The 23215-nt window shown below is 64.4% G+C and carries 20 protein-coding genes and 1 riboswitch; of the genes, 7 read left to right on the top strand and 13 right to left on the bottom strand.

The genetic code is table 11. The features are described 5' to 3' along the window. Positions 1 to 125: 125 nt before the first annotated feature. Complete coding sequence (gene serB / locus AC19YR_RS14110; RefSeq protein ID WP_095109339.1) at positions 126 to 1340, bottom strand: phosphoserine phosphatase SerB; 1215 nt, start codon at positions 1338 to 1340, stop codon at positions 126 to 128. 132 nt (positions 1341 to 1472) lie between these two features. On the opposite strand from serB, the gene AC19YR_RS14115 reads away from it, so the two are divergent. Beyond that, positions 1473 to 2981 (top strand): AhpA/YtjB family protein, encoded by a 1509-nt coding sequence (locus AC19YR_RS14115; protein WP_500598910.1) that lies wholly within the window; start codon positions 1473 to 1475, stop codon positions 2979 to 2981. 193 nt (positions 2982 to 3174) lie between these two features. On the opposite strand, the gene AC19YR_RS14120 is transcribed toward AC19YR_RS14115, so the two are convergent. The 9 genes from AC19YR_RS14120 to AC19YR_RS14160 all read right to left on the bottom strand — a co-directional run bounded on the left by AC19YR_RS14120 (position 3175) and on the right by AC19YR_RS14160 (position 12462). Next, entirely contained in the window at positions 3175 to 3885 is a 711-nt protein-coding gene (locus AC19YR_RS14120; protein ID WP_095109337.1) for a PqiC family protein, read from the bottom strand. A gap of 198 nt (positions 3886 to 4083) precedes the next feature. Further along, positions 4084 to 6348: a DNA topoisomerase IV subunit A gene (gene parC / locus AC19YR_RS14125; protein WP_500598913.1), complete on the bottom strand. Its 2265-nt coding sequence runs from the start codon at positions 6346 to 6348 to the stop codon at positions 4084 to 4086. Positions 6349 to 6358: 10 nt separating this feature from the next. Next, a complete protein-coding gene (locus AC19YR_RS14130) occupies positions 6359 to 6880 on the bottom strand; it encodes a retropepsin-like aspartic protease family protein (protein ID WP_095109335.1) in 522 nt (173 codons plus the stop codon). Continuing rightward, on the bottom strand, positions 6877 to 7860 hold the full coding sequence (locus AC19YR_RS14135) for an esterase-like activity of phytase family protein (protein WP_500598914.1): 984 nt from the start codon (positions 7858 to 7860) through the stop codon (positions 6877 to 6879). The genes AC19YR_RS14130 and AC19YR_RS14135 overlap by 4 nt, the downstream gene beginning before the upstream one ends. After that, on the bottom strand, positions 7860 to 9764 hold the full coding sequence (parE, locus tag AC19YR_RS14140) for a DNA topoisomerase IV subunit B (RefSeq protein ID WP_095109333.1): 1905 nt from the start codon (positions 9762 to 9764) through the stop codon (positions 7860 to 7862). The genes AC19YR_RS14135 and parE overlap by 1 nt, the downstream gene beginning before the upstream one ends. Positions 9765 to 9806: 42 nt before the next feature. Next, positions 9807 to 10415, bottom strand: coding sequence for a YqiA/YcfP family alpha/beta fold hydrolase (locus AC19YR_RS14145; protein WP_500598917.1), 609 nt, complete (start codon positions 10413 to 10415; stop codon positions 9807 to 9809). 89 nt (positions 10416 to 10504) lie between these two features. Further along, entirely contained in the window at positions 10505 to 11311 is an 807-nt protein-coding gene (gene cpdA / locus AC19YR_RS14150; protein ID WP_095109331.1) for a 3',5'-cyclic-AMP phosphodiesterase, read from the bottom strand. 90 nt (positions 11312 to 11401) lie between these two features. Continuing rightward, entirely contained in the window at positions 11402 to 11854 is a 453-nt protein-coding gene (locus tag AC19YR_RS14155; protein ID WP_095109330.1) for a DUF1249 domain-containing protein, read from the bottom strand. Then, the gene (locus AC19YR_RS14160) at positions 11845 to 12462 is read right to left on the bottom strand and encodes an NUDIX domain-containing protein (protein WP_095109329.1); all 618 of its coding nucleotides are present in this window, start codon (positions 12460 to 12462) and stop codon (positions 11845 to 11847) included. Before AC19YR_RS14160 ends, AC19YR_RS14155 begins: the two co-directional genes overlap by 10 nt. A 226-nt stretch (positions 12463 to 12688) precedes the next feature. Between AC19YR_RS14160 and AC19YR_RS14165 the strand changes: the two genes are divergently transcribed. Beyond that, positions 12689 to 13432, top strand: a complete 744-nt coding sequence (locus AC19YR_RS14165) for an RsiV family protein (protein ID WP_500598919.1) — start codon at positions 12689 to 12691, stop codon at positions 13430 to 13432. A gap of 168 nt (positions 13433 to 13600) precedes the next feature. Here AC19YR_RS14165 and thiC read toward each other — a convergent pair whose 3' ends face one another. Further along, positions 13601 to 15490, bottom strand: a complete 1890-nt coding sequence (gene thiC, locus AC19YR_RS14170; RefSeq protein ID WP_095109327.1) for a phosphomethylpyrimidine synthase ThiC — start codon at positions 15488 to 15490, stop codon at positions 13601 to 13603. Between the two features lie 152 nt (positions 15491 to 15642). Continuing rightward, positions 15643 to 15748, bottom strand: a riboswitch (TPP riboswitch). Between the two features lie 195 nt (positions 15749 to 15943). Between thiC and AC19YR_RS14175 the strand changes: the two genes are divergently transcribed. Then, positions 15944 to 17374: a TolC family outer membrane protein gene (locus AC19YR_RS14175; RefSeq protein ID WP_500598921.1), complete on the top strand. Its 1431-nt coding sequence runs from the start codon at positions 15944 to 15946 to the stop codon at positions 17372 to 17374. Positions 17375 to 17501: 127 nt separating this feature from the next. On the opposite strand, the gene waaA is transcribed toward AC19YR_RS14175, so the two are convergent. Both waaA and AC19YR_RS14185 read right to left on the bottom strand, forming a co-directional pair. Beyond that, positions 17502 to 18779: a lipid IV(A) 3-deoxy-D-manno-octulosonic acid transferase gene (waaA, locus tag AC19YR_RS14180; protein ID WP_500598922.1), complete on the bottom strand. Its 1278-nt coding sequence runs from the start codon at positions 18777 to 18779 to the stop codon at positions 17502 to 17504. A gap of 11 nt (positions 18780 to 18790) precedes the next feature. Further along, entirely contained in the window at positions 18791 to 19690 is a 900-nt protein-coding gene (locus AC19YR_RS14185) for a LysR family transcriptional regulator (RefSeq protein ID WP_500598923.1), read from the bottom strand. Positions 19691 to 19789: 99 nt separating this feature from the next. On the opposite strand from AC19YR_RS14185, the gene AC19YR_RS14190 reads away from it, so the two are divergent. The 4 genes from AC19YR_RS14190 (at position 19790) to AC19YR_RS14205 (ending at position 23208) form a co-directional block, all read left to right on the top strand. Beyond that, on the top strand, positions 19790 to 20122 hold the full coding sequence (locus AC19YR_RS14190) for a DMT family transporter (protein ID WP_500598924.1): 333 nt from the start codon (positions 19790 to 19792) through the stop codon (positions 20120 to 20122). 109 nt (positions 20123 to 20231) lie between these two features. Continuing rightward, the gene (locus AC19YR_RS14195) at positions 20232 to 21407 is read left to right on the top strand and encodes an NAD(P)/FAD-dependent oxidoreductase (RefSeq protein WP_095109322.1); all 1176 of its coding nucleotides are present in this window, start codon (positions 20232 to 20234) and stop codon (positions 21405 to 21407) included. Then, positions 21404 to 22216, top strand: a complete 813-nt coding sequence (locus AC19YR_RS14200) for an aldo/keto reductase (RefSeq protein ID WP_500598925.1) — start codon at positions 21404 to 21406, stop codon at positions 22214 to 22216. The genes AC19YR_RS14195 and AC19YR_RS14200 overlap by 4 nt, the downstream gene beginning before the upstream one ends. Before the next feature lie 29 nt (positions 22217 to 22245). Further along, a complete protein-coding gene (locus tag AC19YR_RS14205; RefSeq protein ID WP_500598926.1) occupies positions 22246 to 23208 on the top strand; it encodes a metal ABC transporter ATPase in 963 nt (320 codons plus the stop codon). Positions 23209 to 23215 lie beyond the last annotated feature (7 nt).

Consider the following 23215-nt stretch of genomic DNA (forward strand, 5'->3'; position numbering starts at 1 on the left):
GCAAAAGCAGTGTGGAAGCGGGCTTGCCCGCGATAGCGAACGGTCAGAAGCCTGTAGATCGACTGTGCTGCCGCCCTCGCGGGCGCGCCCGCTTCCACCTTATGAGAAGGGTTGTTCAGCCAGCCTTAAAGCTGCCCATCCCGGTCCCGAAAGCCCAGCAGATACAGCACGCCATCAAGCCCCAGCGTCGAAATGGCCTGCTTGGCAGACTGCTTGACCAGCGGCTTGGCGCGAAACGCCACGCCCAGCCCCGCAATCGCCAGCATCGGCAAGTCGTTGGCGCCGTCGCCGACCGCAATGGTCTGCTCCAGACGCAAGCCTTCCTTGTGCGCCAATTCGCGCAGCAAATCCGCCTTGCGTTGCGCGTCGACAATCGGCTCCACCGCCACGCCCGTGACCTTGCCGTCCACCACTTCCAGCTCGTTGGCGAACACATAGTCAATGCCGAGCTTGGCTTGCAGTTGCTTGGCGAAGTAGGTGAAGCCACCCGACAGGATCGCGGTCTTGTAGCCCAGGCGCTTGAGTTCGGCGAACAGGGTTTCGGCGCCCTCGGTCAGGCGCAGGGAGGCACCGATGGAGTCCAGCACGCTAACGTCCAGGCCCTTGAGCAGCGCGAGGCGTTCCTTGAAGCTGGCGCGAAAATCCAACTCGCCGGCCATCGCCCGCTCGGTGATGGCCGACACCTGCTCGCCCACGCCCGCGGCCTTGGCCAGTTCGTCGATGACTTCGGCCTCGATCAGGGTCGAGTCCATGTCGAACACCGCCAGGCGCCGGTTACGGCGGAACAGCGAGTCTTCCTGGAAGGCGATATCAACGTTCAGCTCCTGGGCCACGCTGAGGAACTCGGCGCGCAAGGCCTGGGGGTCGCCCGGCTCGCCGCGCACGGAAAACTCGATGCAGCCCTTGCCCTGGTCGGCCGGGGTGTCCAGCGGCATGCGCCCGGACAAGCGATCGATATGGTCGATATTCAAACCGTATTCGGCGGTGATCGAGCTCACGCGCTGCAATTGCTCGGCGGTGACCTTGCGGGTCAGCAGGGTGACGATATGGCGCTTCTTGCCCTGGCCCGCCACCCAATGCTGGTAATCGGCCTCGGACACGGGTGTGAAACGCACCTGCTGATCCAGCTTGTAGGCGGTGAAGAGGATGTCCTTGAGCACCGACGAACCCTGCTCGGTGCTGGGGATCTCGACCAGGATGCCGAACGACAGGGTGTCGTGGATCACTGCCTGGCCGATGTCGAGAATGTTCACACCACCCTGGGCCAGAACGCCGGTAATGGCCGCCGTCAGACCGGGACGGTCGACGCCAGTGATGTTAATCAGGACAATTTCACGCAAGGCGCACCCCCGCAGGTGGAAAAAAACCGCATTCTACCCACTTTCAGTGACCATCGGGCATAGCCAGCGCTTTGCCGGTATGTGGCCTGTCGCTATACTGCGCGTCAACTTCACGGACAAGAGCCGAGCTCAGTGAACCGGCCTACGCCAGTCAAAACCGATAACTTCTTTCTGCTGATCTTCCGGGCACTGCGCCATCGCCGTGTACCGATCGCATTACGCATCGCCAGCCATAACGTGATCCTGGTCGCCCTGGCCCTGGTGATTTACGCCTGTGTGATGGGTTTGCAGTTCAAGCAGGCCATGCACGAGCAGGCTGACGCCCTGGGCCAGAGCCTGACCACCCAGACCGCGACCTCCGCCACCGAGTTGCTGGTGTCAAACGACATCCTTAGCCTCAACGTGCTGCTCAATAACCTGACCAAAAATCCGCTGGTGGCCCACGCCGCCATCTATAGCGTGGACAACCGCATTCTCGCCGAAGCCGGCCAACGCCCGAAAAACAGCCTGCTGGGCGAAGTCGAAGGCCTGTACCAAACCAAGATCACTTTCCAGGACGTGACCGCCGGGCACCTGCGCATCAGCCTGGACATGGACCAGTTCCAGCAACCAATGACCATCAGCCTGCAAAGCATGGGCATCCTCAGTGCCATTTTGCTGGCGTTGGCCCTGGCCTTGAGCTTGCGCCTGGGGCGGCATATCTCCACGCCGCTGATGCAATTGCGCGTGTGGCTGCGCGACATCGACGAACACACCCCGGCCACCCAGCGCCAGGACGAAATCGGCGACCTCGCCCGCCAGTTGCACACCAGTTTCGCCCCGCAGCGGGTCGAGCCTGAACCCCAGGCCGAAGCCGACGACAACGACGATGACGAACCTGAGTTTGAAGTGCGCAACCTGCGCGATCCCAGTTTCGACGAAAGCGCCCCGCTGCCGAGCCTGAAAGCCGCGCCCCGGCATGTGCTCAACGCCGAAGAAGACCTGCCGGGCGAAGAAGACCCCTTCGCCGACCTGCGTGACGACACCGCCGTGGCCAAGCTACAACCCCGGCCGGTCGTACCAGCCGTGCCCCAGCACAGCGCCGTACTGGCGGTGCAATTGGGCGCCCAGGATCAATTGCGGCGCCTGCCCCGCGCTCGCCTCACGGAACTCCTGGATCGCTACCGTGACTGCCTCGACCAGGCTGCCTCGCTGTACCAGAGCGAACTGCACACCCTCAACGACGGCAGCACCCTGATGCTGTTCCACAGCGAAGACAGCGGCGAAGACTACCTGACCAACGCCATCTGCTGCGGTGAACTGCTGCGAGCCTTGGGCCATCAGTTGCAGATCGAAGTGGCGGACAGCGGCATCACCTTGCAACTGCAACTGGGCCTGACTCTGGGCGATGAACTGTTCGGCCTGAGCCAGATCGACCTGCTGCTGACCGAGAGCGCCCAGGATGCCTTGGCCTTGTCCCAACACAGCCGCAACCTGCTGCTGGTGGAGCGCAAGATCAGCGACGACAACCTGATTCGCCAACGCGCGCGCATCCGCCCCATCGCCAGCCCCGAAGGCGCCTGCTGCGTCGAACGTCTGATGGAGCCCTACCCGTCGATGTTGGAACGGCAACTGGCGCGGATGCACGAAACCCGCGCCTGAGGGTTCTACCCCGGTGGGAGCGAGCGTGCTTGCGGTGGTGTCAGTTGAGCTACATCAAGGTCGCCTGACCCACCGCCATCGCGGGCACGCCCGCTCCCACAGGAAGGCACTCCAAGCCTGTCCTTACAGCCTATAAATGCCGCCCAATAAAAAGGCCCGCTCAGTCAGCGGGCCTTTTTTGTCTGCGCTCGGCTCAGAACCTGAACACTTCCATGTCGGTACGGATCGGCGCAGCCATCGGGATTTTCGGTTGCTTGTCCTGGGCCGCAGGTTTGGCCGGGGCCGGGGCCTGGCGGCGCGGAGCTTCGACGATGGGCGGCTGATTGGCCAGGGGCTTGAGGGCCACCGACAACTGCTGCGCCAAGCGTTGCAGCAACACACCCTGGGCCTGGACCTGGGCCGCAGTGCTGCCAGCGTGGACTTCCTGCAGGTGGATGATGCGGTTGTCGCGCACCTGGCCACGGCGGTCGATCAGGCGCCATTGGGCGTCCAGCACCGCCGGTTGCGACACGCCCGAATCCAGGCGCGTGATCGACAGCAGCACTTGCACGTCTGGGGTGAAGCCCTGGCTCGCCGGGGCCAGCACTACGCGCTGGCTGTCCAGGTGCCCGGCCACTTGGCGCAGCAGCAATTGATCGATATCCGAAGACAAGCTGCCTGCCCATCGACCATCGGTGGCCGCTTGCAGGCTACCGTCGGGCTGGCGTTGCAGCAGGGTTTCGCGTTGCAGGTAGTCGGCCACCAGCACCGGACCAAGCAACACCGCCATGCCGCCGCTTTGCGCGGGCTGGGGCGGGGTGCCGCTGTCGAGCTGATACAGCGACACCGGTTGGTGCACGCTGCAACCCGCCAGGCCAAGAACGCCAGCGAGCAGCAAAATAAAAGGAAGGCGCAGAGCAGTCATCGTCCCATCCAGGTGGCGGCCGCACGGCCGACCACAGTGTCAATACTCAAAATCCTGAAGAACGCTCAGCCACGCTGGCGCTTGAAGGGCCATATCATCCGTGAATCTGCGCCATGACTCCAGCGCGAAAGCGTCGATCCACGGGTTAAATCGCAGATCGAACGCTCTGGGCAGCCGCTACGGCGCCGGGCGCCGCCCTCAGTTGGGCGTATCGACCAACAGGGCATCGACCCGCTGGAAGCCGCGCGGCAGTTTGTTGCCGCGCCGCCCGCGCTCGCCCTTGTAGTGCTCCAGGTCATCGGCCTTGAGGGACAAGGTGCGCTTGCCGGCCTGCAACACCAGGGTCGCGCCCTCGGGCAGCACGGCGATGTCGGTGACGTACTCCTCGCGGCTGGCCACGCGCTCGCCGGGGATGCCGATGATCTTGTTGCCCTTGCCTTTGCCCAGTTGCGGCAGGTCGCTGATTTTGAAGATCAACAAGCGCCCCTCGGTGGTCACCGAGGCCAGCCAGTTGTTCTCGCGGTCGCTGACCGGGCGCGGGGCGATCACCTTGGCGTTGTTGGGCAGGCTCAACAGCGCCTTGCCGGCCTTGTTCTTGGCTTGCAGGTCTTCGCCCTTGACCACGAAACCGTAACCGGCGTCGGAGGCGATCACATACAGCGCGTCGTCTTCGGGCAGCAGCACGCACTCGAAATTCGCCCCCGGCGGCGGCGTCAGCCGCCCAGTCAACGGGTCGCCCTGGCCACGGGCCGACGGCAGCGTGTGGGCCGCCACCGAATAGCTGCGCCCGGCGGAGTCGATAAACACCGCGAATTGGTTAGAACGCCCCGCCGCCGAGGTCTTGAAGCCATCGCCGGCCTTATAGGACAACCCGGTAGCATCAATTTCATGGCCCTTGGCCGAGCGCACCCAGCCTTTTTCCGAGAGCACGACGGTGATTTTTTCGTTGGGCAGCAGTTCGGTGTCGGTCAGGGCCTTGGCTTCGGCGCGCTCGACAATCGGCGAGCGGCGGTCGTCGCCATAGGTTTCGGCGTCTTTGAGCAGCTCGGTGCGCACCAGTTTCTTGAGCTTGGCTTCGCTGCCCAGCAGGGCTTGCAGCTTGGCCTGTTCCTTGAGCAGTTCATCTTGCTCGGAGCGCAGCTTCATTTCTTCCAGGCGCGCCAACTGGCGCAAACGGGTGTCGAGGATGTAGTCGGCCTGGATTTCGCTCAGGGCGAACCGCTCGATCAGGCTGGCCTTGGGGTGTTCCTCGGTACGGATGATGTGGATCACTTCGTCCAGGTTGAGGTAGGCGATCAGCAAGCCGTCCAACAGGTGCAGGCGCCGCTCCACCTTGTCGAGCCGGAATTGCAGGCGCCGGCGCACGGTGTTGACGCGAAACTCCAGCCACTCCACCAGCAAAGCCCGCAGGTTTTTCAGTTGCGGCTTGCCGTCCAGGCCAATGATGTTGACGTTGACCCGGTAGCTGGACTCCAGCTCCGTGCTGGCGAACAGGTGCTGCATCAGCACTTCGTGATCGACCCGGTTATTGGTCGGGATAATCACGATACGGCAGGGGTTTTCGTGGTCGGACTCATCGCGCAGGTCAGCGACCTGGGGCAGTTTCGACGGTTTGGCCTGCATCAGCGCAGCGATCTGCTCCAGCACCTTGGCCCCGGAGACCTGATGCGGCAGCGCAGTGACGATGATGTCACCGTCCTCGACGTGGTACACGGCGCGCATGCGCACTGAGCCCTTGCCGGTTTCGTACATTTTCAGCAGGTCGGCGCGCGGCGTGATGATTTCCGCTTCGGTCGGGTAGTCCGGCCCCTGGATGTGCTCGCAGAGCTGCTCGACCGTGGCCTTGGGCTCGTCCAGCAGGCGCACGCAGGCGCTGGCCACTTCCCGCAGGTTGTGGGGCGGCACGTCGGTGGCCATGCCGACCGCGATGCCGGTGGTGCCGTTGAGCAGGATGTTGGGCAGGCGCGCCGGAAGCACCAGGGGCTCGTCCAGGGTGCCGTCGAAGTTCGGGCCCCAGTCCGCGGTGCCCTGGCCCAGTTCGCTGAGCAGCACTTCGGAGTAGCGCGACAGGCGCGCCTCGGTGTAACGCATGGCTGCGAACGACTTGGGATCGTCCGGCGCACCCCAGTTGCCCTGGCCGTCCACCAGGGTGTAGCGGTAGCTGAACGGCTGGGCCATGAGCACCATGGCTTCGTAGCAGGCCGAGTCGCCGTGGGGGTGGAATTTACCGAGTACGTCACCGACGGTACGCGCCGACTTCTTGTGCTTGGAGTCAGCGTCCAGCCCCAGCTCACTCATGGCGTAGATAATGCGCCGCTGTACCGGTTTCAGACCGTCGCCGATATGTGGCAGGGCGCGGTCCATAATCACGTACATGGAGTAATTGAGGTAGGCATTTTCGGTGAAGTCAGCCAGTGACCGGCGCTCTACACCGTCCAGGCTGAGTTCAAGGGAGTCGCTCATGCGGGCCTCATCAGTTCGTTGTCTGGCGCAGCAGCATGGTGCCGCCGCGCTGGGTGAATTCAAGTTGCTTCAAAGCGCTCATGCCCAGCAGCACCTGCTCGCCGTCCAGGCCGGGTGCGATCAGGGCACGCACGTCGCGCAGGACGATATCGCCCAGTTGCAGGCGTTCCAGGCGTGTCCGATAACCCTGGCTGCGCCCGTTGGCGGTACTCAAGGTGACCGGCGCGCCCTTCTCCAGGCCCAGGCGCTCGGCCAGTGCCACGGGGATCGCCACGTCGGTGGCGCCGGTATCGAGCATGAACGTCGCCGGTTGGCCGTTGATCTGGCCGCTGGCGACAAAATGCCCCTGGCCATTGCTGACCAGTTTGACTTCTATATAGCCCGCGCCCTGCTGCGAGGTGACTGCGCTATTGGGGTTCTCGCGGCGCGCTTCCCACTCGCCGAAAAACCGGGTAGCCAAAAACAACCCCGCGCACCAAGCCAGGATCAGCAACACCCGGCCGGCGCGTTTGCCCGGCGCTTGCTGGCTCATGGCGTGGCGCTCCAGCCGCCGTCCGGCGCGGCGAAGCGCCAAACTATCGGCCGTTGCTCGCCGTCGGCGCGGGTGTGGCTGCCGTTATCAACGCCAATCCACGCCCCGCCCTCGTCCAGGGCCAGGGCTTCGGTGTTGCCAAACCGGGTGTTGTAGCGCCGTGGCTCGGTCAACGCCTCATTGGCGAACGACCAGCAACGCTCGACCGCGCCCGTGGCCGGGGTGCGGCGGCAGATGCGGTAGGCCATGCGTTCGAGGGTAAACAGTTTGTCCTGGTAGAACGCCAGGTCGCTGAAGTCCTTGTGCTGGCCCCGGCCGGCGGGGATTTGCGGCGGTGGCTGCTGCGCGCCGCCCTCGCTCATCACCACGCAATTGTCGGGGCAGTCCCACAGGCTTTGCTGTTTGCTCACCCGCAACAGGCCACGGCGCTCGCGCTCGGCGGCCAGCCAGAGCTGGGTGCCTGCCGGGTTGACGGCGATGCCCTCCAACAGCGCATTGAAATTCAGCAACATGCCGCTGGCCCGCGCCTGGCGCACCATCAGCGGGGAGATTTTCAGCCACTGCGCCGCGCCCTCGACCGGCACGTGCAGCACGGCGGCGTGGGTTTCGCTGACCACATAGCGATTGCCCGCGCCATCGCAGGTGATGCCCTCAAAATCCAGGTCGCCGCCACGCAGGGGGGCGGCCGCCAGGTTGCGCACGCGCAGGCCCCACGGCAGGCCGCTTTCGGGCACCGGGGGCACGTCGATCTTCACGGTTTCGGCTTGCCAGACCGGCGCGCGGGTATCGAGCCGGTAAAGCTGCCCATCGTCGCGGTCCGATACCGTCCATAACTCGCCGCTGCACAGCGCCAGCCCCGAGAGGTTGCCGCTGGGCATGCCGTCCACCGGGTGCTCGGCCAACAGCTTGAGCTCAGGCACGGGCGCGGCGGCGACCGCAGTCGTCAGCACCAGTAACGCCAGGGCCAACGCGCTGCGCATCAGCCCAGCACCTCGGCCAGGTTGCCCTTGGACTCCAGCCACGCCTTGCGGTCGCCGGCGCGTTTCTTGGCCAGCAGCATGTCCATCATTTCCGAAGTCGCGGCAAAATCGTCCAGGGTCAACTGCACCAGGCGCCGGGTGTTGGGGTCCATGGTGGTTTCGCGCAGTTGTGGCGGGTTCATCTCACCCAGGCCTTTGAATCGGGTGACCTGGGGCTTGCCGCGTTTCTTCTCGGCCACCAGGCGATCGAGGATGCCGTCGCGCTCGGCCTCGTCCAAGGCGTAGAAAATCTCCTTGCCCAGGTCGATGCGGTACAGCGGCGGCATGGCGACGTAGACGTGGCCGGCATCTACCAACGGGCGGAAATGCTGGACGAACAGGGCGCAGAGCAAGGTTGCGATGTGCAGGCCGTCGGAGTCGGCGTCGGCGAGGATGCAGATTTTGCCGTAGCGCAACTGGCTCATGTCCTCGGCGCCCGGGTCGACGCCAATGGCGACGGCGATGTTGTGCACCTCCTGGCTGGCCAGCACTTCGCTGCCGTCCACTTCCCAGGTGTTGAGGATCTTGCCGCGCAACGGCAGGATCGCCTGGAATTCCTTGTCCCGCGCCTGCTTGGCCGAGCCGCCGGCGGAGTCGCCTTCAACCAGAAACAACTCCGAGCGCATCGGGTCCTGCCCGGCGCAGTCGGCCAGTTTGCCCGGCAGCGCCGGGCCCTGGGTGATGCGTTTGCGCTCGACCTTCTTGCTCGCCTTGAGGCGGCGCCCGGCGTTGTTGATCGCCAGTTCCGCCAGTTGCAGGCCCAGCTCCGGGTGCTCGTTGAGCCACAGGCTGAAGGCGTCCTTGACCACGCCCGAGACGAACGCCGCGGCCTCGCGGGACGAAAGGCGCTCTTTGGTCTGGCCGGAGAATTGCGGTTCCTGCATTTTCATCGAGAGCACGAAGGCGATGCGCTCCCAGACGTCCTCGGGCGCCAGTTTCACGCCGCGGGGCAGCAGGCTGCGGAATTCGCAGAACTCACGCATCGCGTCGAGCAGGCCCTGGCGCAAACCGTTGACGTGGGTGCCGCCCTGGGCCGTGGGGATCAGGTTGACGTAGCTTTCCTGGACGCTGTCGCCGCCCTCGGGCAGCCACAGCAAGGCCCAATCGACCGCTTCCTTGTTACCGGCCAGGCTGCCGCAGAACGGTTCGTCGGGCAGGCGTTCGAATTCGCTGACCGCGTCCACCAGGTAGGAACGCAGGCCGTCTTCGTAATGCCACTCGACCTTCTCGCCGGTGCCTTTGTCTTCAAAACTGACCAGCAGCCCCGGGCACAGCACGGCCTTGGCCTTGAGCACGTGCTTGAGGCGGCTGATGGAGAATTTCGGCGAGTCGAAGTACTTGGGGTCGGGGGCGAAAAACACGCTGGTGCCAGTGTTGCGCTTGCCCACGGTGCCGATCACTTGCAGCTCGGTGGCTTTGTAGCCATCGGCGAAAGTCATTTGGTACTCGTTGCCGTCGCGCTTGACCCGCACCCGCACCTCGGTGGACAAGGCGTTGACCACGGAAATGCCCACGCCGTGCAAGCCACCGGAGAACTGGTAGTTCTTGTTGGAGAACTTGCCGCCGGCGTGGAGCTTGGTGAGGATCAGCTCCACCCCCGAGACGCCCTCTTCGGGGTGGATATCCACCGGCATGCCGCGCCCGTCATCGCTGACTTCCAGGGAATGGTCGGCGTGCAGGATCACCTGCACCGACTTGGCGTGCCCGGCCAAGGCCTCATCGACGCTGTTGTCGATGACTTCCTGGGCCAGGTGGTTGGGCCGACTGGTGTCGGTGTACATGCCGGGGCGTTTGCGCACCGGGTCGAGGCCCGAGAGGACTTCGATGGCGTCGGCGTTATAAGAGCTAGCGCTGGGAGTGGCCATGGGGTCTCGTCGTCAGTGTTCGATTAAATAAAGTCCGGGTTGTCACAGTGCCGCAAAGTCGATGCCCTGGTACTGATCCGGGCCAATGCCGGCAAAGCTCAACAGCGCCGGCAGTTGCTGGGCAAAGCCCTGGTAGCTGTGGTCGCCGCCAGCCTGGATGCGCAGGGCGCAGGCTCGGTAATACTGCTGCGCGAGGCGATAGTCCAGCGTTTCATCGCCGGTTTGCAGCCATACCTGGAACCGCTGCGGGTCCCCAGGAGCGGGCACTTCCAGCTCCGCCAGGGCGGTCACGTGGTCGTGGGTCAATTCCCAGGTTTGGTCGGTGTACAGGTTTTTTTGCGGGCCCAAGTAGCCGTCGAACATCCGATGGGGGCTGACCGCCGGGTTGACCAGCAGGGCCTTGAGGCCGTGGCGCTCGGCAAGGTGAGTGGCATAGTAGCCGCCGAGTGAGCTGCCGACCAGCAGCGGGCGGCCCAGTTCGCCGATCGCTTGCTCCAGTTGGGCCATGGCCTGGCGGGGGTGGTGATGCAGCGCCGGCACCCGCAGTTGCTCACCCAGGCCGAGGCTGTTCATCACCGCGATCAACTGGCTGGCCTTTTTCGAGGCCGGCGAGCTGTTGAAACCGTGGATATACAGGATCGAACCAGACATTTGCGCTCCCCAGGTATCAGGCAAAGGGCGCAGTTTACAGGGAACCCCGGGTTATGGGAGATGGGCAACGCGCTTGCTTAATTCAGCCATTAATAGCCCGTACCGCCGTAATCCACCTGAAAATCAAACCCGGTCACCCGCTCCACCCCGGTTTCCAACCGCCCATCCGGGTGCAGGCGCAGCCAGCGATAGCCGGGGGCCAGCACATCGACCTGGAAATCATCGGCGCCAGGGGTGAACTGGATGCAGGTGGAGGGCGACGCCAACAGGCGCACATCGCCGCGCTGGCGGTCGAATTCTTGGTGCACATGACCCCACAGCACCGCGCGCGCCTGGGGGAAGCGCTCCAGCACCTCGAACAGCGCCTCGGGGTTGCGCAGGCCGATGGGGTCCAGCCAACCACAGCCCATGGGCACCGGGTGGTGGTGAAAACACACCAGGTGATGGCGCTCCGGGGCCTCGCTCAAGGCGCGGGCGAGCAGTTGCAGTTGTTCGCCCTGCAAGTAACCCGGCACCGAGCCCGGCACGGCGGAATCGAGCAGGGTCACACGCCAATTGCCGATGTCCACGACTGGCTCCAGCAGCGCGCTGCCCTGCGTCGCTTGGGCCATCACGCGCGGCTCGTCGTGGTTGCCCGGGAGCCAACGCGCCGGTGCGCCGATCTGCCCGCTCATGCGGCGAAACTGCTGGTACGACTCCAGCGTGCCGTCCTGGGACAAGTCGCCCGTGGCCAGCAGCAGGTCGATGTGCGCTTGTTGCGCCTGCACCAGTTCGATGACTTTTTGCAGGCTTTGGCGGGTTTGCATGCCCAGCAGCGTGCCGTCGGCATCGGCGAACAGATGGCTGTCGGAGAGCTGCACCAGCAGCACAGGGTCGGCGGTCGTCAGGCTCGGCACGCGGCTCTCCCGCAAAAGGTGATGAATGGCGCGATTATGCTGGGGCCGGCAGGAAAGAGGAAAGCGGTGAAGCGGACGCAGTTCACAACCTCAGCGAACCACTTCGTATTCGTGGCCACAGGCCAGGCAGTGGCTCAGCCACTCGCCAAGAAACACGTTCAACTGCGCCTTCTCATCCGGCTGGTGCATAAACGGATTGGGGTAAGGGTAGATGCCGCGAAAGCGCCGCGCATGTTCGGCGCTGATGACTTCGGCCATGCGCGCATCGTGATAGACCTGCACTTCCAACTGCGGCACCGGCAGCCACGGCAGGCTGTGCTCCTGGCGCACGAACAGGGTCGTGGTGTAGGGGCAGGCCAGTTTCACCTCCAGGGCCAGCACGCCGAGCATCTGGTCACCCTGGGTCACGGCGATGCGCCGCGCCATGGGTTGCTCACGCATGTCCGGCAGCAGGCGCATCAAGCGCGCGTAGTTGGCCTCGCAGGCAGCCTGCAAGGCCACCAGGTCCACCCGATAGCGATCGCGCACTTTGTTTACGACCATAGCCCCCTCACTTCCACGCGGTTCAACGCCAGCCATTGCAGGGCAATGATGCTGGCGGCATTGCAGATCCGCCCGTCGCGCACGGCCTGCAAGGCATCTTCGAAGGCCCACACGCTGACGCGGATATCTTCGGCCTCTTCCTCCAGGCCATGCAGGCCACCGGCGCCGCTGCTGTCGCAACGCCCCAGGAACAGATGCACGAATTCATTGCTGCCGCCGGGCGAGGGAAAGTATTGGGTCATGGGCCACAGCGCCGAAAACACCAGGCCGGCTTCTTCCTGGGCTTCGCGGTGGGCCACTTCTGCGGGTTGCTCGTCCTTGTCGATCAGGCCCGCCACCAGCTCCACCAACCACGGGTTGGTGACCTTGCCCATGGCGCCAACGCGAAACTGCTCGATCAACACCACCTCATCGCGCTGCGGGTCGTAGGGCAGCACGCACACGGCGTCATGGCGCACGAACAGTTCACGGCTGATTTCCCGGCTCATGCCGCCAGCGAACAGTTCATGGCGCAGGAACACCTTGTCGAGCTGATAAAAGCCCTTGAAGCACGCTTGGCGACGAACGATCTGCACCGCAGTGGGCACGGCGTGGGTGAAATCAGTCATGGCGGTCCTCGTTTACTGCGTATTCGATACGAGGCGTTCAACCTCGACTTCGCGCCATCCTAACGCGCCCGCGTGCCATCATGCAGCCCCTTTGCAGACGCCGAGATAGACGGCAAGGGGCGAAAGCCTCTCTAATTGACACTCTTGAGCTTAGTGGCGAACTGACTGCCGCGCAGGCAGTCGAAGCCGGTAACTTTTGCCTTTCCCTGGTTTATGAAGGACGCCCATGTCGCTTGTGAAAATCGCCTCCGTGGCCTGTATCGCCCTGACCCTAGGGGCCTGCCAGAGCCTGTTCCAGCCCAACTACCGCGTTCCGCTGGAAGCCAAGCGCGACGCCTCGGAGCAGATCAAGCCCGGTTGCACGGCCAGCGATTGCCCGCTGGTGAACATCGACACCCTGACCTTCCCTGCCGAGCCGCAACTCGATGCCATCATCGAAAAACGCCTGCTGGACATGACCCGCACCGCGCCCGGCCAACCCGTGGCACCCAGCCTCAACGCCTACCGCGAGCAGTTTCTGCGCGACGCGCAAAGCCGCAGCAGCTATTTGCAGGCCAAGGTACGGGAACAACATGACGGGCTGGTGATTATCGAGCTGTCCAGCTACCTCGACACCGGCGGCGCCCACGGCGAACCGGGGCGTGGCTTCATCAACTACTCGCGCCCGCAGCACAAGGTCCTGAACCTGGCCGACATGCTGTTGCCCGGCCAGGAAGACGCCTTCTGGAAAGCCGCGCAAGTGGCCCACAACAGTTGGCTGATTAGCACCAAGCTGGATCAGGAACCCGAGTTCGTGAAGAACTGGCCCTTCCAGAAACCCCCCAATGTGGCCCTGACCTATGGCGGGGTGATCCTCAAGTACGCCACCACCACCATCGCGCCCTACGCCTTGGGCCACATCGAGCTGAAAATTCCTTACCCGCGCCTCAACGGTGTACTGCGGCCCGAGCTGTTTCCCGGGCGCAGCTAAAGAGGAGAGCGCCTTGTAGCGGCGAGCCTCAAGCCTCGAGCGGCAAGACAACGCGGGGTTGCCTTCGCTTCTAACTTGACGCTCAAAAAAGCTTCAAGCGGCAAGCTAAAAGCTTCAAGAAAAAGCAGATTTGCTCTCGCCCTTAACTTGCCGCTTGTAGCTTGCCCCTCAAACTTTCTTGTAAAGCTGGCTCCCCTCCTGCTTGAACCGTTCAGCCTGTTCCGCCAGGCCTTGGGCGATGTCCGCGTCCACCGCTTCGATGCGTTGGTTGGCGGCGTATTCGCGTACTTCCTGGGTGATCTTCATCGAGCAGAATTTCGGCCCGCACATCGAGCAGAAGTGCGCCACCTTGGCCGAGTCCTTGGGCAGGGTTTCGTCGTGGTAGGAGCGTGCGGTGTCCGGGTCCAGGCCCAGGTTGAACTGGTCTTCCCAGCGGAACTCGAAACGCGCCTTGCTCAAGGCGTTGTCGCGGATCTGCGCGCCGGGGTGGCCCTTGGCGAGGTCCGCCGCGTGGGCGGCAATTTTGTAGGTGATGATCCCTGTCTTGACGTCATCCTTGTTCGGCAGGCCCAGGTGTTCCTTGGGCGTGACGTAGCAGAGCATGGCGCAACCGAACCAGCCAATCATCGCCGCGCCAATGCCGGAGGTGATGTGGTCGTAGCCCGGCGCGATGTCGGTGGTCAGCGGGCCGAGGGTGTAGAACGGCGCTTCGTCGCAGCATTCGAGCTGCTTGTCCATGTTCTCTTTAATCAACTGCATCGGCACGTGGCCGGGGCCTTCGATCATGCACTGCACGTCGTGCTTCCAGGCGATCTTGGTCAACTCGCCCAGGGTTTCCAGCTCACCGAACTGCGCCGCGTCGTTGGCGTCGGCAATCGAGCCGGGGCGCAGGCCATCGCCCAGCGAGAAGCTGACGTCGTAGGCCTTCATGATTTCGCAGATGTCTTCGAAATGGGTGTAGAGGAAGTTTTCCTTGTGGTGCGCCAGGCACCACTTGGCCATGATCGAGCCGCCGCGCGAAACGATCCCGGTAACACGCTTGGCGGTCAGCGGCACGTAGCGCAAGAGCACGCCGGCGTGGATGGTGAAGTAATCCACGCCCTGCTCGGCCTGCTCGATCAGGGTGTCGCGGAACAGCTCCCAGGTCAGGTCTTCGGCGGCGCCGCCGACTTTTTCCAGGGCCTGGTAGATCGGCACCGTACCAATGGGCACCGGCGAGTTGCGGATGATCCACTCGCGGGTTTCGTGGATGTGCTTGCCGGTGGACAGGTCCATGACCGTGTCCGAGCCCCAGCGGATGCCCCAGGTCAGTTTCGCCACTTCTTCTTCGATGGACGAACCCAGGGCGCTGTTGCCGATGTTGCCGTTGATCTTCACCAGGAAGTTGCGGCCGATAATCATCGGCTCCAACTCGGTGTGGTTGATGTTCGCCGGGATGATGGCGCGGCCACGGGCGATTTCGTCACGCACAAACTCGGGGGTGATGATCTTCGGCACACTGGCGCCGAAGCTGTGGCCGGCGTGCTGCTGGTCCAGCAGGCCGGCGGCGCGGGCCACTTCCAGCTTCATGTTTTCGCGGATGGCGACGTATTCCATCTCGGCGGTGATGATGCCTTGGCGAGCGTAGTGCATCTGGCTGACGTTGGCCCCAGGCTTGGCGCGGCGCGGGTTGTTGACGTGGGCGAAGCGCAGCTTGGTCAGCTCGGCGTCGGCCAGGCGTTCCTGGCCGAAGTTGGAACTCAAGCCCGGCAGGCGCTCGGTGTCGCCACGGGCCTCGATCCAGGGCGAGCGCACGTCCGCCAGGCCTTTGCGCACGTCGATCAGCACGTTGGGGTCGGTGTACGGGCCGGAGGTGTCGTAGACCACCACCGGCGCGTTGATTTCGCCGCCAAAATCGGTGGGCGTCACGTCCAGGCTGATTTCGCGCATGGGCACGAGGATGTCGGGGCGCGAACCCTGGACATAGATTTTTTGCGAGCGGGTAAAGGGCTGCACCGACTGTTGGTCGACCTTGGCCGATTCACTCAGGTGCGGGGCGTTTTTTGCTTTTGTGGTCATCACGGGCTCTCCAGACACATCCAGGCAGTGGATTTTTGTCGGAGTGAACCTGTAAACGGACGGACGCACCGAGGCTGGTGCTGTGCTTGGCGTACGAGAGGTGTTCGATTGTCGAACGCAAATCCCGGACGAAGCACAAGAGGACTCGCCGGGTGACGAGAAATCTTGTTCCCTACGCAGGCGTTAACCCGATCAGGTTCAACGGGATCCGAAATGATTCGATCTCAGCCTCTTAGCAAGGCACCCCGACAAGAACGCGGCCAGTCTAGACACAACGGGTAGAGAACGCCAACTCCGGTGCAATCAGCGTGATGAATGGCGCAATTGCAGGATTGTTGCCAATTGCTACCGCTACTACACTCGCAAGGCTGTGCCGGGCCTTGACGCTCTGGATCGTGCGCCGTAGCCTTGGCGTTTAAATTATCGCCGTAATATTTACCTAGGGATTGCCTCATGCTGCGCAAACTTTCACTGGCCCTCGCCGTGTCTTGTGCGACCAATGGATTGGCCTGGGCAGCAGAAGCGCCCCTGACCACCAAGACCGATCTGGTCAGCGTCTACCAGGAAGCCGTGGACAACAACGCCGACCTGGCCGCCGCCCGCGCCGACTATCAGGCGCGCAAGGAAATCGTGCCCCAGGCCCGCGCCGGCCTGCTGCCCAACCTGTCGGCCGGTGCCGACCTGAACAACACCCGCACCCAACTCGACCAGCCGTCCATGACCTCCACCCGCAGCGGCACGGTGTACCAGGCCACCCTGGCGCAGCCGATCTTCCGCGCCGACCGCTGGTTCCAGTTGCAGGCTGCCGAAGCGGTCAACGAACAAGCGGCGCTGGAGCTCTCGGCCACCGAGCAGAACCTGATCCTGCGCAGTGCCGAAAGCTACTTCGCGGTACTGCGTGCCCAAGACAACCTGGCCTCGACCAAGGCCGAGGAAGCGGCGTTCAAGCGTCAGCTCGACCAGTCCAACGAGCGTTTCGACGTAGGCCTGTCGGACAAGACCGACGTGCTGCAATCCCAGGCCAGCTACGACACTGCCCGGGCCAACCGCATCCTCGCCCAGCGCCAGGTAGACGACGCCTTCGAAGCGCTGATTACCCTGACCAACCGTCAGTACAACTCGATCCAGGGCATTGTCCACACGTTGCCGGTGCTCGCGCCAACGCCCAATGACGCCAAGGCCTGGGTAGACACCGCTGCCAAGCAAAACCTCAACCTGCTGGCCAGCAACTACGCCGTCGATGCCGCCGAAGAAACCCTCAAGCAACGCAAGGCCGGCCACGCGCCGACCCTGGACGCGGTGGCGCAGTACAAAAAAGGTGACAACGACGCCTTCGGCTTCACCAACCCGGAGCCGGGCTTGCGCTACGGCAGCGATGTGTCGCAGCGCAGCATCGGCCTGCAACTGAACATCCCGCTCTACAGCGGTGGCCTGACCAGCTCCCAGGTGCGCGAATCGTACTCGCGCCTGAGCCAGACCGAGCAACGCCGCGAAGCCCTGCGCCGGCAAGTGGTGGAAAACACCCGCAACCTGCACCGCGCGGTGAACACCGATGTCGAACAGGTGCAGGCACGCCGCCAGTCGATCATCTCCAACCAGAGCGCGGTGGAAGCCACGGAAATCGGTTACCAGGTGGGTACGCGCAACATCGTCGATGTGCTCGACGCCCAGCGCCAGCTCTACACCTCGGTGCGCAACTACAACAACACCCGCTACGACTACATCCTCGACAACCTGCGCCTCAAGCAAGCCGCCGGCACCCTGAGCCCGGGCGACCTGCAAGACCTGTCGCGCTACCTCAAGGCCGACTACAACCCCGACCGCGACTTCCTTCCGCCAGACCTGGCCAAAGCCGCGCAGGAACAGCTCAAGGCCAGGCCTTGAAGTGAGCTAAAACCAAAACCTGAGAGAGCGAGCCCGCTCGCGATGGCGGTGTATCAGCCTGCATCTCGGCTGACTGAGACGTTGCCATCGCGAGCAGGCTCGCTCCCACTGAGGTTTTCAGGGGCTATCAGAGTTTTATCAACCGCCCCAAGCCATCGAGCAAGCGCTTGAGCGCGCCCTGGTTGGCGCGCATCACCTGCAACCCCGCCTCGGCCATTTTCTGCGCATCGCGGGGCAGCTCGAACAGCCGTTGCACCGCCACTGCCAAACCCTGGGCGTCGTCCACTTCCTGCAAGGCGCCGGCGCTGCGCAGCATTGCGGCGATTTCCAGGAAGTTGAACAGGTGCGGCCCGCTCAGCACCGGTTTGGCCAGGGCCGCCGGTTCCAGCAGGTTATGCCCGCCGTTGGGCACCAGGCTGCCGCCGACAAAGGCGCTGTCGGCCAAGGCATACAAAAACAGCAACTCGCCCATGGTGTCGCCCAGCAGCACCGAGGTGTCCGGCGCCACGGCGGCGCCGCTGGACCGGCGCAGCGTGGCCAGCCCTTGCTCCTGGCACAACGCGAACACGCGGTCGAAGCGCTCCGGGTGGCGCGGCACCAGAATCAGCAAGGCATTGGGGTAACTGGCGAGCAGTTGCCGGTGGGCCGCCAAGACGATTTCATCCTCACCCTCGTGGGTGCTGGCAGCAATCCACACCGGGCGCTCCACGGCTTGCCATTGCTCGCGCAAGGCCGCCGCACGTACTAGCAGTTGTGGGTCGATGCTCAGGTCAAACTTGATCGAGCCGGTGACCTGCACCGTCTCTGGGCGTGCGCCGAGGTCACGGAAGCGCTGCGCCTCGGTTTCGGTCTGCACCGCCAGCAAGCTCATTTCGGCCAGCATCGGCGCCGTCAACCGGGCGAAACGCCCATAGCCCTTAGCCGAACGCTCGGACAACCGGCCATTGGCCAGCGCCACCGAGATACCGCGCTTGGCGCACTGGTGGATATGGTTGGGCCACAACTCGGTTTCCATGATGACCGCCAACCTGGGCTGGGCCCGGTCCAAAAACCGTGCCGCCGCTGTGGGCAAGTCGTAGGGCAGGTAGCAGTGCTGAATGCGCGGCTCGTTGGCGAACAACGCCTGGATCCGCTCCGAGCCGGTGGGGGTCATGCAAGTCACGGTGATCGGCAGCTGTGGATAACGTTCCAGCAAGCCGCGGATCATCGGCGCCGCCGCGATGCTTTCGCCCACGGACACCGCGTGCACCCAGATGCCGCCCGGCTGCAATGCCGGCAAGCCGTAGGCAAACCGCTCGCCCACGCGCCGGGCGTAGGCCGGCGCCTTGCGCGCCCGCAGCCAGAGTCGCAACGCCACCAACGGCAGCCCCAGGTAAAACAGCGCGGTATACAGAGTTCTATTCATGGCGGCGGAGTCTATCGGTTTTTTTGATGGGTGGCCTGCAAGTGCGCGGCAAAACGCTCGGAGAGAAACCGCGCCGCCGGCCCCAACGGCTCGTCGCGGCGCCACACCACTTCGACCACCAGCGGCGGCGGCGTCCATTCGCCCACCAGTTCCACCATCAACCCTTGATACGCCGGGTACTGCACCACATGCCGGGGCAGCCAGGCCCAGCCCAAGCCGCGCACCACCCATTCGGCCATCACGTAGAAGCTGTCGGCGCGCCACACCTGCGGGCTCGCCGCCTCGCTGCCGGGATAAAAGCTGGACTGGGTCGACATCAGTAATTGCCGGAACTGCGCCAAGCGCTGGCTATCCACCTGGCCCTGGGCCGACGCCAATGGGTGATCGACGCCGCACACCGTGACCATTTCCACGCTGCCCAGGGCCCGGCGCTCCAGGGCTTCGGGGATCTGGTCGTGGTAGAACAGCAGCCCCAGGTCGGCCTTGCGCTCCACCAGTTTGCGCGCCACATCACCCTGGGCCGCGCTGGCCAGTTGCACCTCCAGGCTGGGAAATTGCCCGGCCAGGGCTTCGAGGGCGTCGAGCACCTCCTGGGACAGCATGGCCTCATCCTGGGCCAGGCGCAGGCGCGCCTCTTCGCCACGCATCAGGGCCATCGCCCGGCCGTTAAGGCGCTCGCATTGGCGCAGCACCTCGCGGGCTTCTTCCAGCAACGCCGCGCCGGCTTCGGTCAGGCGTGGCTGGCGGCCGCTGCTACGCTCGAACAGGCTCACCCCCAGGTCCGCTTCCAGCAATGCCACCGCGCTGCTGATGGCCGATTGCGCCTTGCGCTGGTCCCGCGCCACGGCAGAAAACGAGCGTTGTTCGGCAACGCTGACGAACAGGCGCATTTGCTCCAGGCTCCACTGCATAACCTATCTCCTATTCAGATAGGTAATGACTTTACCCCATTCCCGCAAGCTCTAGAATGCCGACCTCAGAACGCACCACATCACCCCGAGGACTGCTCCATGAACGCCTATTCCTACCTGGCCATCGCCATTTGCGCCGAAGTGATCGCCACCGTCTCGATGAAAGCGGTGAAGGGCTTGAGCACGCCGCTGCCGCTGTTGCTGGTGATCTGCGGCTACGGCATTGCGTTCTGGATGCTCACCCTGGTGGTGCGCACCGTACCAGTGGGCGTGGCCTACGCGGTGTGGGCGGGCATGGGCATCGTCATGGTCAGCGTGGCGGCGCTGTTTATCTACGGGCAGAAACTCGACATCCCGGCCATGCTCGGCATGGCGCTGATCGTCCTGGGCGTGGTGGTCATCCAGCTCTTCTCCAAAACCGCTGGCCACTGACGACCCTGGCTACATGCCGGCCAATCACGCTTTTACTTGCCCCTCGCCGCTTGCAACTTAAAGCGGCCCTGTATACTGCGCCCCTTGTCTTGAACGCAGAGGTCGCCCCATGCCATCCCCTATTTCCACCGATGTGCTGATCGTCGGCGCAGGCGTTGCCGGGCTCTGGCTCAATGCGCGGCTGCGGCGCCAGGGCTTTTCGACTGTGGTAGTGGAAAACGCCAGCCTGGGCGGCGGGCAAAGCGTGAAATCCCAAGGCATCATCCACGGCGGCGCCAAGTACGCCCTGCATGGCGCACTGACCGGCGCCTCCGAAGCCATCGCCGACATGCCGCGGCGCTGGCGCGAAGCCCTGGCCGGTAGCGGCGAACTGGACCTCACCGGCGTGCGCCTGCTGTCCGACGCCCATTACCTGTGGTCCCCCGGCACCCTGGCCGGCAACCTCACCAGTTTCTTCGCCAGCAAAGCCGTGCGCGGCCGCGTCGACCAGGTCAAGGGCGAGCAACTGCCGCCGGCCCTGCAAGACAAACGCTTCAAGGGCAAGGTCTACCGCCTCGCCGAACTGGTGGTGGACGTGCCGAGCCTGATCCAGCGTCTGGCCGAACTGGGCGGCGACAGTTTGCTCGCCGGCCAAGTGATCGAGCCGTGGCTGGAGCACAACGTGCTGGTGGGCCTGCGGGTCGATGGCCGCGAGATCCGCGCCCAGCGCATCGTCCTCAGTGCCGGCGCCGGCACCGCCGAACTGCTCACGGCCCTGGGCCAGAGCAAACCACTGATGCAGCGCCGGCCGCTGCACATGGTGCTGGTCAAGGGCCCGACCCTCAAACCCCTGTACGCCCACTGCCTGGGCGGCGGGCCGAAGCCGCGCATCACCGTGACCACCCACCCGGCGGCCGACGGCCAGTGGGTCTGGTACGTGGGCGGTGACCTCGCCGAAGCCGAAGGCGTGGCCCGCGAGCCCGCCGCGCAAATCGCCGCGGCACAAAAGGAACTGGGCCAGTTACTGCCCTGGGTCGACCTCAGTGACGCCCGTTGGGCGACCTTGCGGGTGGATCGCGCCGAGCCCCAGCAATCGGGCCTGAGCCGCCCCGACAACGCCTTCCTCGCCGAAGAGGGGCGCCTACTCGTCGGCTGGCCGACCAAACTGGCCTTGGCGCCGGATTTCGCCGATCGGGTCATCAACGCCTTGCAACGCGACGGCATCGTGGCGAATCCGCCCACGCCGTTGCCTGAACTGCCACGCCCGCCCCTGGGCGTGCCTGCCTGGGAGCAACTGCTGCCATGAGCCTACCGACCCTGCACCCCTTCCACCGCCCCCTGGGCAGCACCGGCCTGATGGTTTCGCCCCTGGGCCTGGGCACCGTCAAACTGGGCCGCGACCAAGGGGTCAAGTACCCCAATGGCTTCACCATTCCCGATGACGACGACGCGCGCCGGCTGCTCAAAATGGCCCGCGAACTGGGCATCAACCTGATCGACACCGCGCCGGCCTACGGGCGTAGCGAGGAACGCCTCGGCCCGCTGCTGCGCGGCCAGCGTGACCAGTGGGTGATCGTCAGCAAGGTGGGCGAAGAGTTCGATAACGGCCAGTCGCGCCACGACTTCAGCGCCGAACACACCCGCCGCTCGGTGGAGCGCAGCCTGCAACGCCTGGAAACCGAGGTGATCGACCTGGTGCTGGTGCACTCGGACGGCAACGACCTGGCGATCCTCACTGATAGCGAGGTGTACCAGACCCTTGCAGCCCTCAAGGCCGAGGGCAAGATCCGCGGCTTCGGCTTCTCCGGCAAAACCGTGGAGGGCGGCCTCAAAGCCCTGGAGCAAGGGGATTGCGCCATGGTCACCTACAACCTCAACGAGCAGGCCGAGCGCGCGGTGATCGATTACGCCGCGGCCCACGGCAAGGCCATCCTGGTGAAAAAAGCCCTGGCCAGCGGCCACGTCTGCCTTGAGCCCGGCGTGGACCCGGTGCGCGCCAGTTTTGAGCTACTGTTTGGCCATCCCGGTGTGGCCAGTGCTATCGTCGGGACCATCAACCCGCTGCACCTCGCCCACAATGTGGCGACCGTCGCCAAGGTATTAGGTAGTCGCTAACGCCGTGCCCAACGCAAGAAGGAGCCGACATGTCGCGCACGCTCATCAGAAAAAACCCCAGTAACTTCAAGACCCTGCCGCTGTTCGTAGAGGCCACGCCCGAAGGCCTGAGCTACCAGAGCATCGGCATGCCGCTCAATTTCGCCCAGACCCTGCAACGCCGCCGCCCGGTGGCGGTGGCTGATACCGAACGCTTTGCCGTGGAGCTGGCCAACCTGGGGGTTTCGGTGCGCCTGACCCTGCACTGGCAAAACCGCGATTACTGGGTGCTGGTGCGCCAGCGTCGCCAGGACCGTGGCGATGTGGTGCTCAAGCTGATTTCCGGCTACGTCCCGGCCCACGAATTGAACCTGCCGCTGCACACCGCCATCCAGGAAATCGCCGAGGAATGCCTGCTGGAAACCCCCGAAGGCTGGCTCGGCGGGCGCTTCAATGACACCTGGCTGCCGGCGCCCTACGCCGCCGCGCTGCATTACCGCGAAGCCCTGCCCTTTCGTCTCTCGCCGCTGTCCGGCTCGGCGCGCCCGGTGCGCAATGCCAGCCTGCCGCTGATCGAACGGCCGCGGGCCTACGTGCACCTGCCCACGGCGTCGTTACAGTTGATCTACGACCTGCGCCTGGAAGTGCCGCGCGAAGCCAAGTCCTTGAGCTTGTTCCATGTCGAGGAGCGGCTGGAGGGCGATCAACTGGTGGCACGCCTGGATCGCAAGCGCCCGGACCTGTACCTGATGCCCCTGACGGACGGCCAGCCTTGCGCCGAGTTGTACACCTTGAAGAAGGATCAACTGCACCCGGCCAGCACCCGCGGCCTGTACCTGGCCGAAAGCTTCGCCCGCCAGGAAGGCTGGGTGGTGCGCGATGAGCGGATCAAGTGGAAGGAGTGGCTCAAGCAGCAAGGCTTGAGCGCACCGACCAACGCCTCGGGCCTGAGCCGCCTGACGGGCAAGGCGCGGCAGTTGCTGAAGAAAATCGTGCCCGGTGGCGGGCACTGACACTGTT

The sequence above is a fragment of the Pseudomonas sp. MF08817 genome (assembly GCF_059862705.1).

Coding starts and splice junctions, on each gene's coding strand:
- AC19YR_RS14120 (WP_095109337.1), bottom strand. CDS start 3,885: ATGACTGCTCTGCGCCTTCCTTTTATTTTGCTGCTCGCTGGCGTTCTT.
- parC (WP_500598913.1), bottom strand. CDS start 6,348: ATGAGCGACTCCCTTGAACTCAGCCTGGACGGTGTAGAGCGCCGGTCA.
- AC19YR_RS14130 (WP_095109335.1), bottom strand. CDS start 6,880: ATGAGCCAGCAAGCGCCGGGCAAACGCGCCGGCCGGGTGTTGCTGATC.
- AC19YR_RS14135 (WP_500598914.1), bottom strand. CDS start 7,860: ATGCGCAGCGCGTTGGCCCTGGCGTTACTGGTGCTGACGACTGCGGTC.
- parE (WP_095109333.1), bottom strand. CDS start 9,764: ATGGCCACTCCCAGCGCTAGCTCTTATAACGCCGACGCCATCGAAGTC.
- AC19YR_RS14145 (WP_500598917.1), bottom strand. CDS start 10,415: ATGTCTGGTTCGATCCTGTATATCCACGGTTTCAACAGCTCGCCGGCC.
- AC19YR_RS14155 (WP_095109330.1), bottom strand. CDS start 11,854: ATGGTCGTAAACAAAGTGCGCGATCGCTATCGGGTGGACCTGGTGGCC.
- AC19YR_RS14160 (WP_095109329.1), bottom strand. CDS start 12,462: ATGACTGATTTCACCCACGCCGTGCCCACTGCGGTGCAGATCGTTCGT.
- AC19YR_RS14165 (WP_500598919.1), top strand. CDS start 12,689: ATGTCGCTTGTGAAAATCGCCTCCGTGGCCTGTATCGCCCTGACCCTA.
- thiC (WP_095109327.1), bottom strand. CDS start 15,490: ATGACCACAAAAGCAAAAAACGCCCCGCACCTGAGTGAATCGGCCAAG.
- AC19YR_RS14175 (WP_500598921.1), top strand. CDS start 15,944: ATGCTGCGCAAACTTTCACTGGCCCTCGCCGTGTCTTGTGCGACCAAT.
- waaA (WP_500598922.1), bottom strand. CDS start 18,779: ATGAATAGAACTCTGTATACCGCGCTGTTTTACCTGGGGCTGCCGTTG.
- AC19YR_RS14185 (WP_500598923.1), bottom strand. CDS start 19,690: ATGCAGTGGAGCCTGGAGCAAATGCGCCTGTTCGTCAGCGTTGCCGAA.
- AC19YR_RS14190 (WP_500598924.1), top strand. CDS start 19,790: ATGAACGCCTATTCCTACCTGGCCATCGCCATTTGCGCCGAAGTGATC.
- AC19YR_RS14195 (WP_095109322.1), top strand. CDS start 20,232: ATGCCATCCCCTATTTCCACCGATGTGCTGATCGTCGGCGCAGGCGTT.
- AC19YR_RS14200 (WP_500598925.1), top strand. CDS start 21,404: ATGAGCCTACCGACCCTGCACCCCTTCCACCGCCCCCTGGGCAGCACC.
- AC19YR_RS14205 (WP_500598926.1), top strand. CDS start 22,246: ATGTCGCGCACGCTCATCAGAAAAAACCCCAGTAACTTCAAGACCCTG.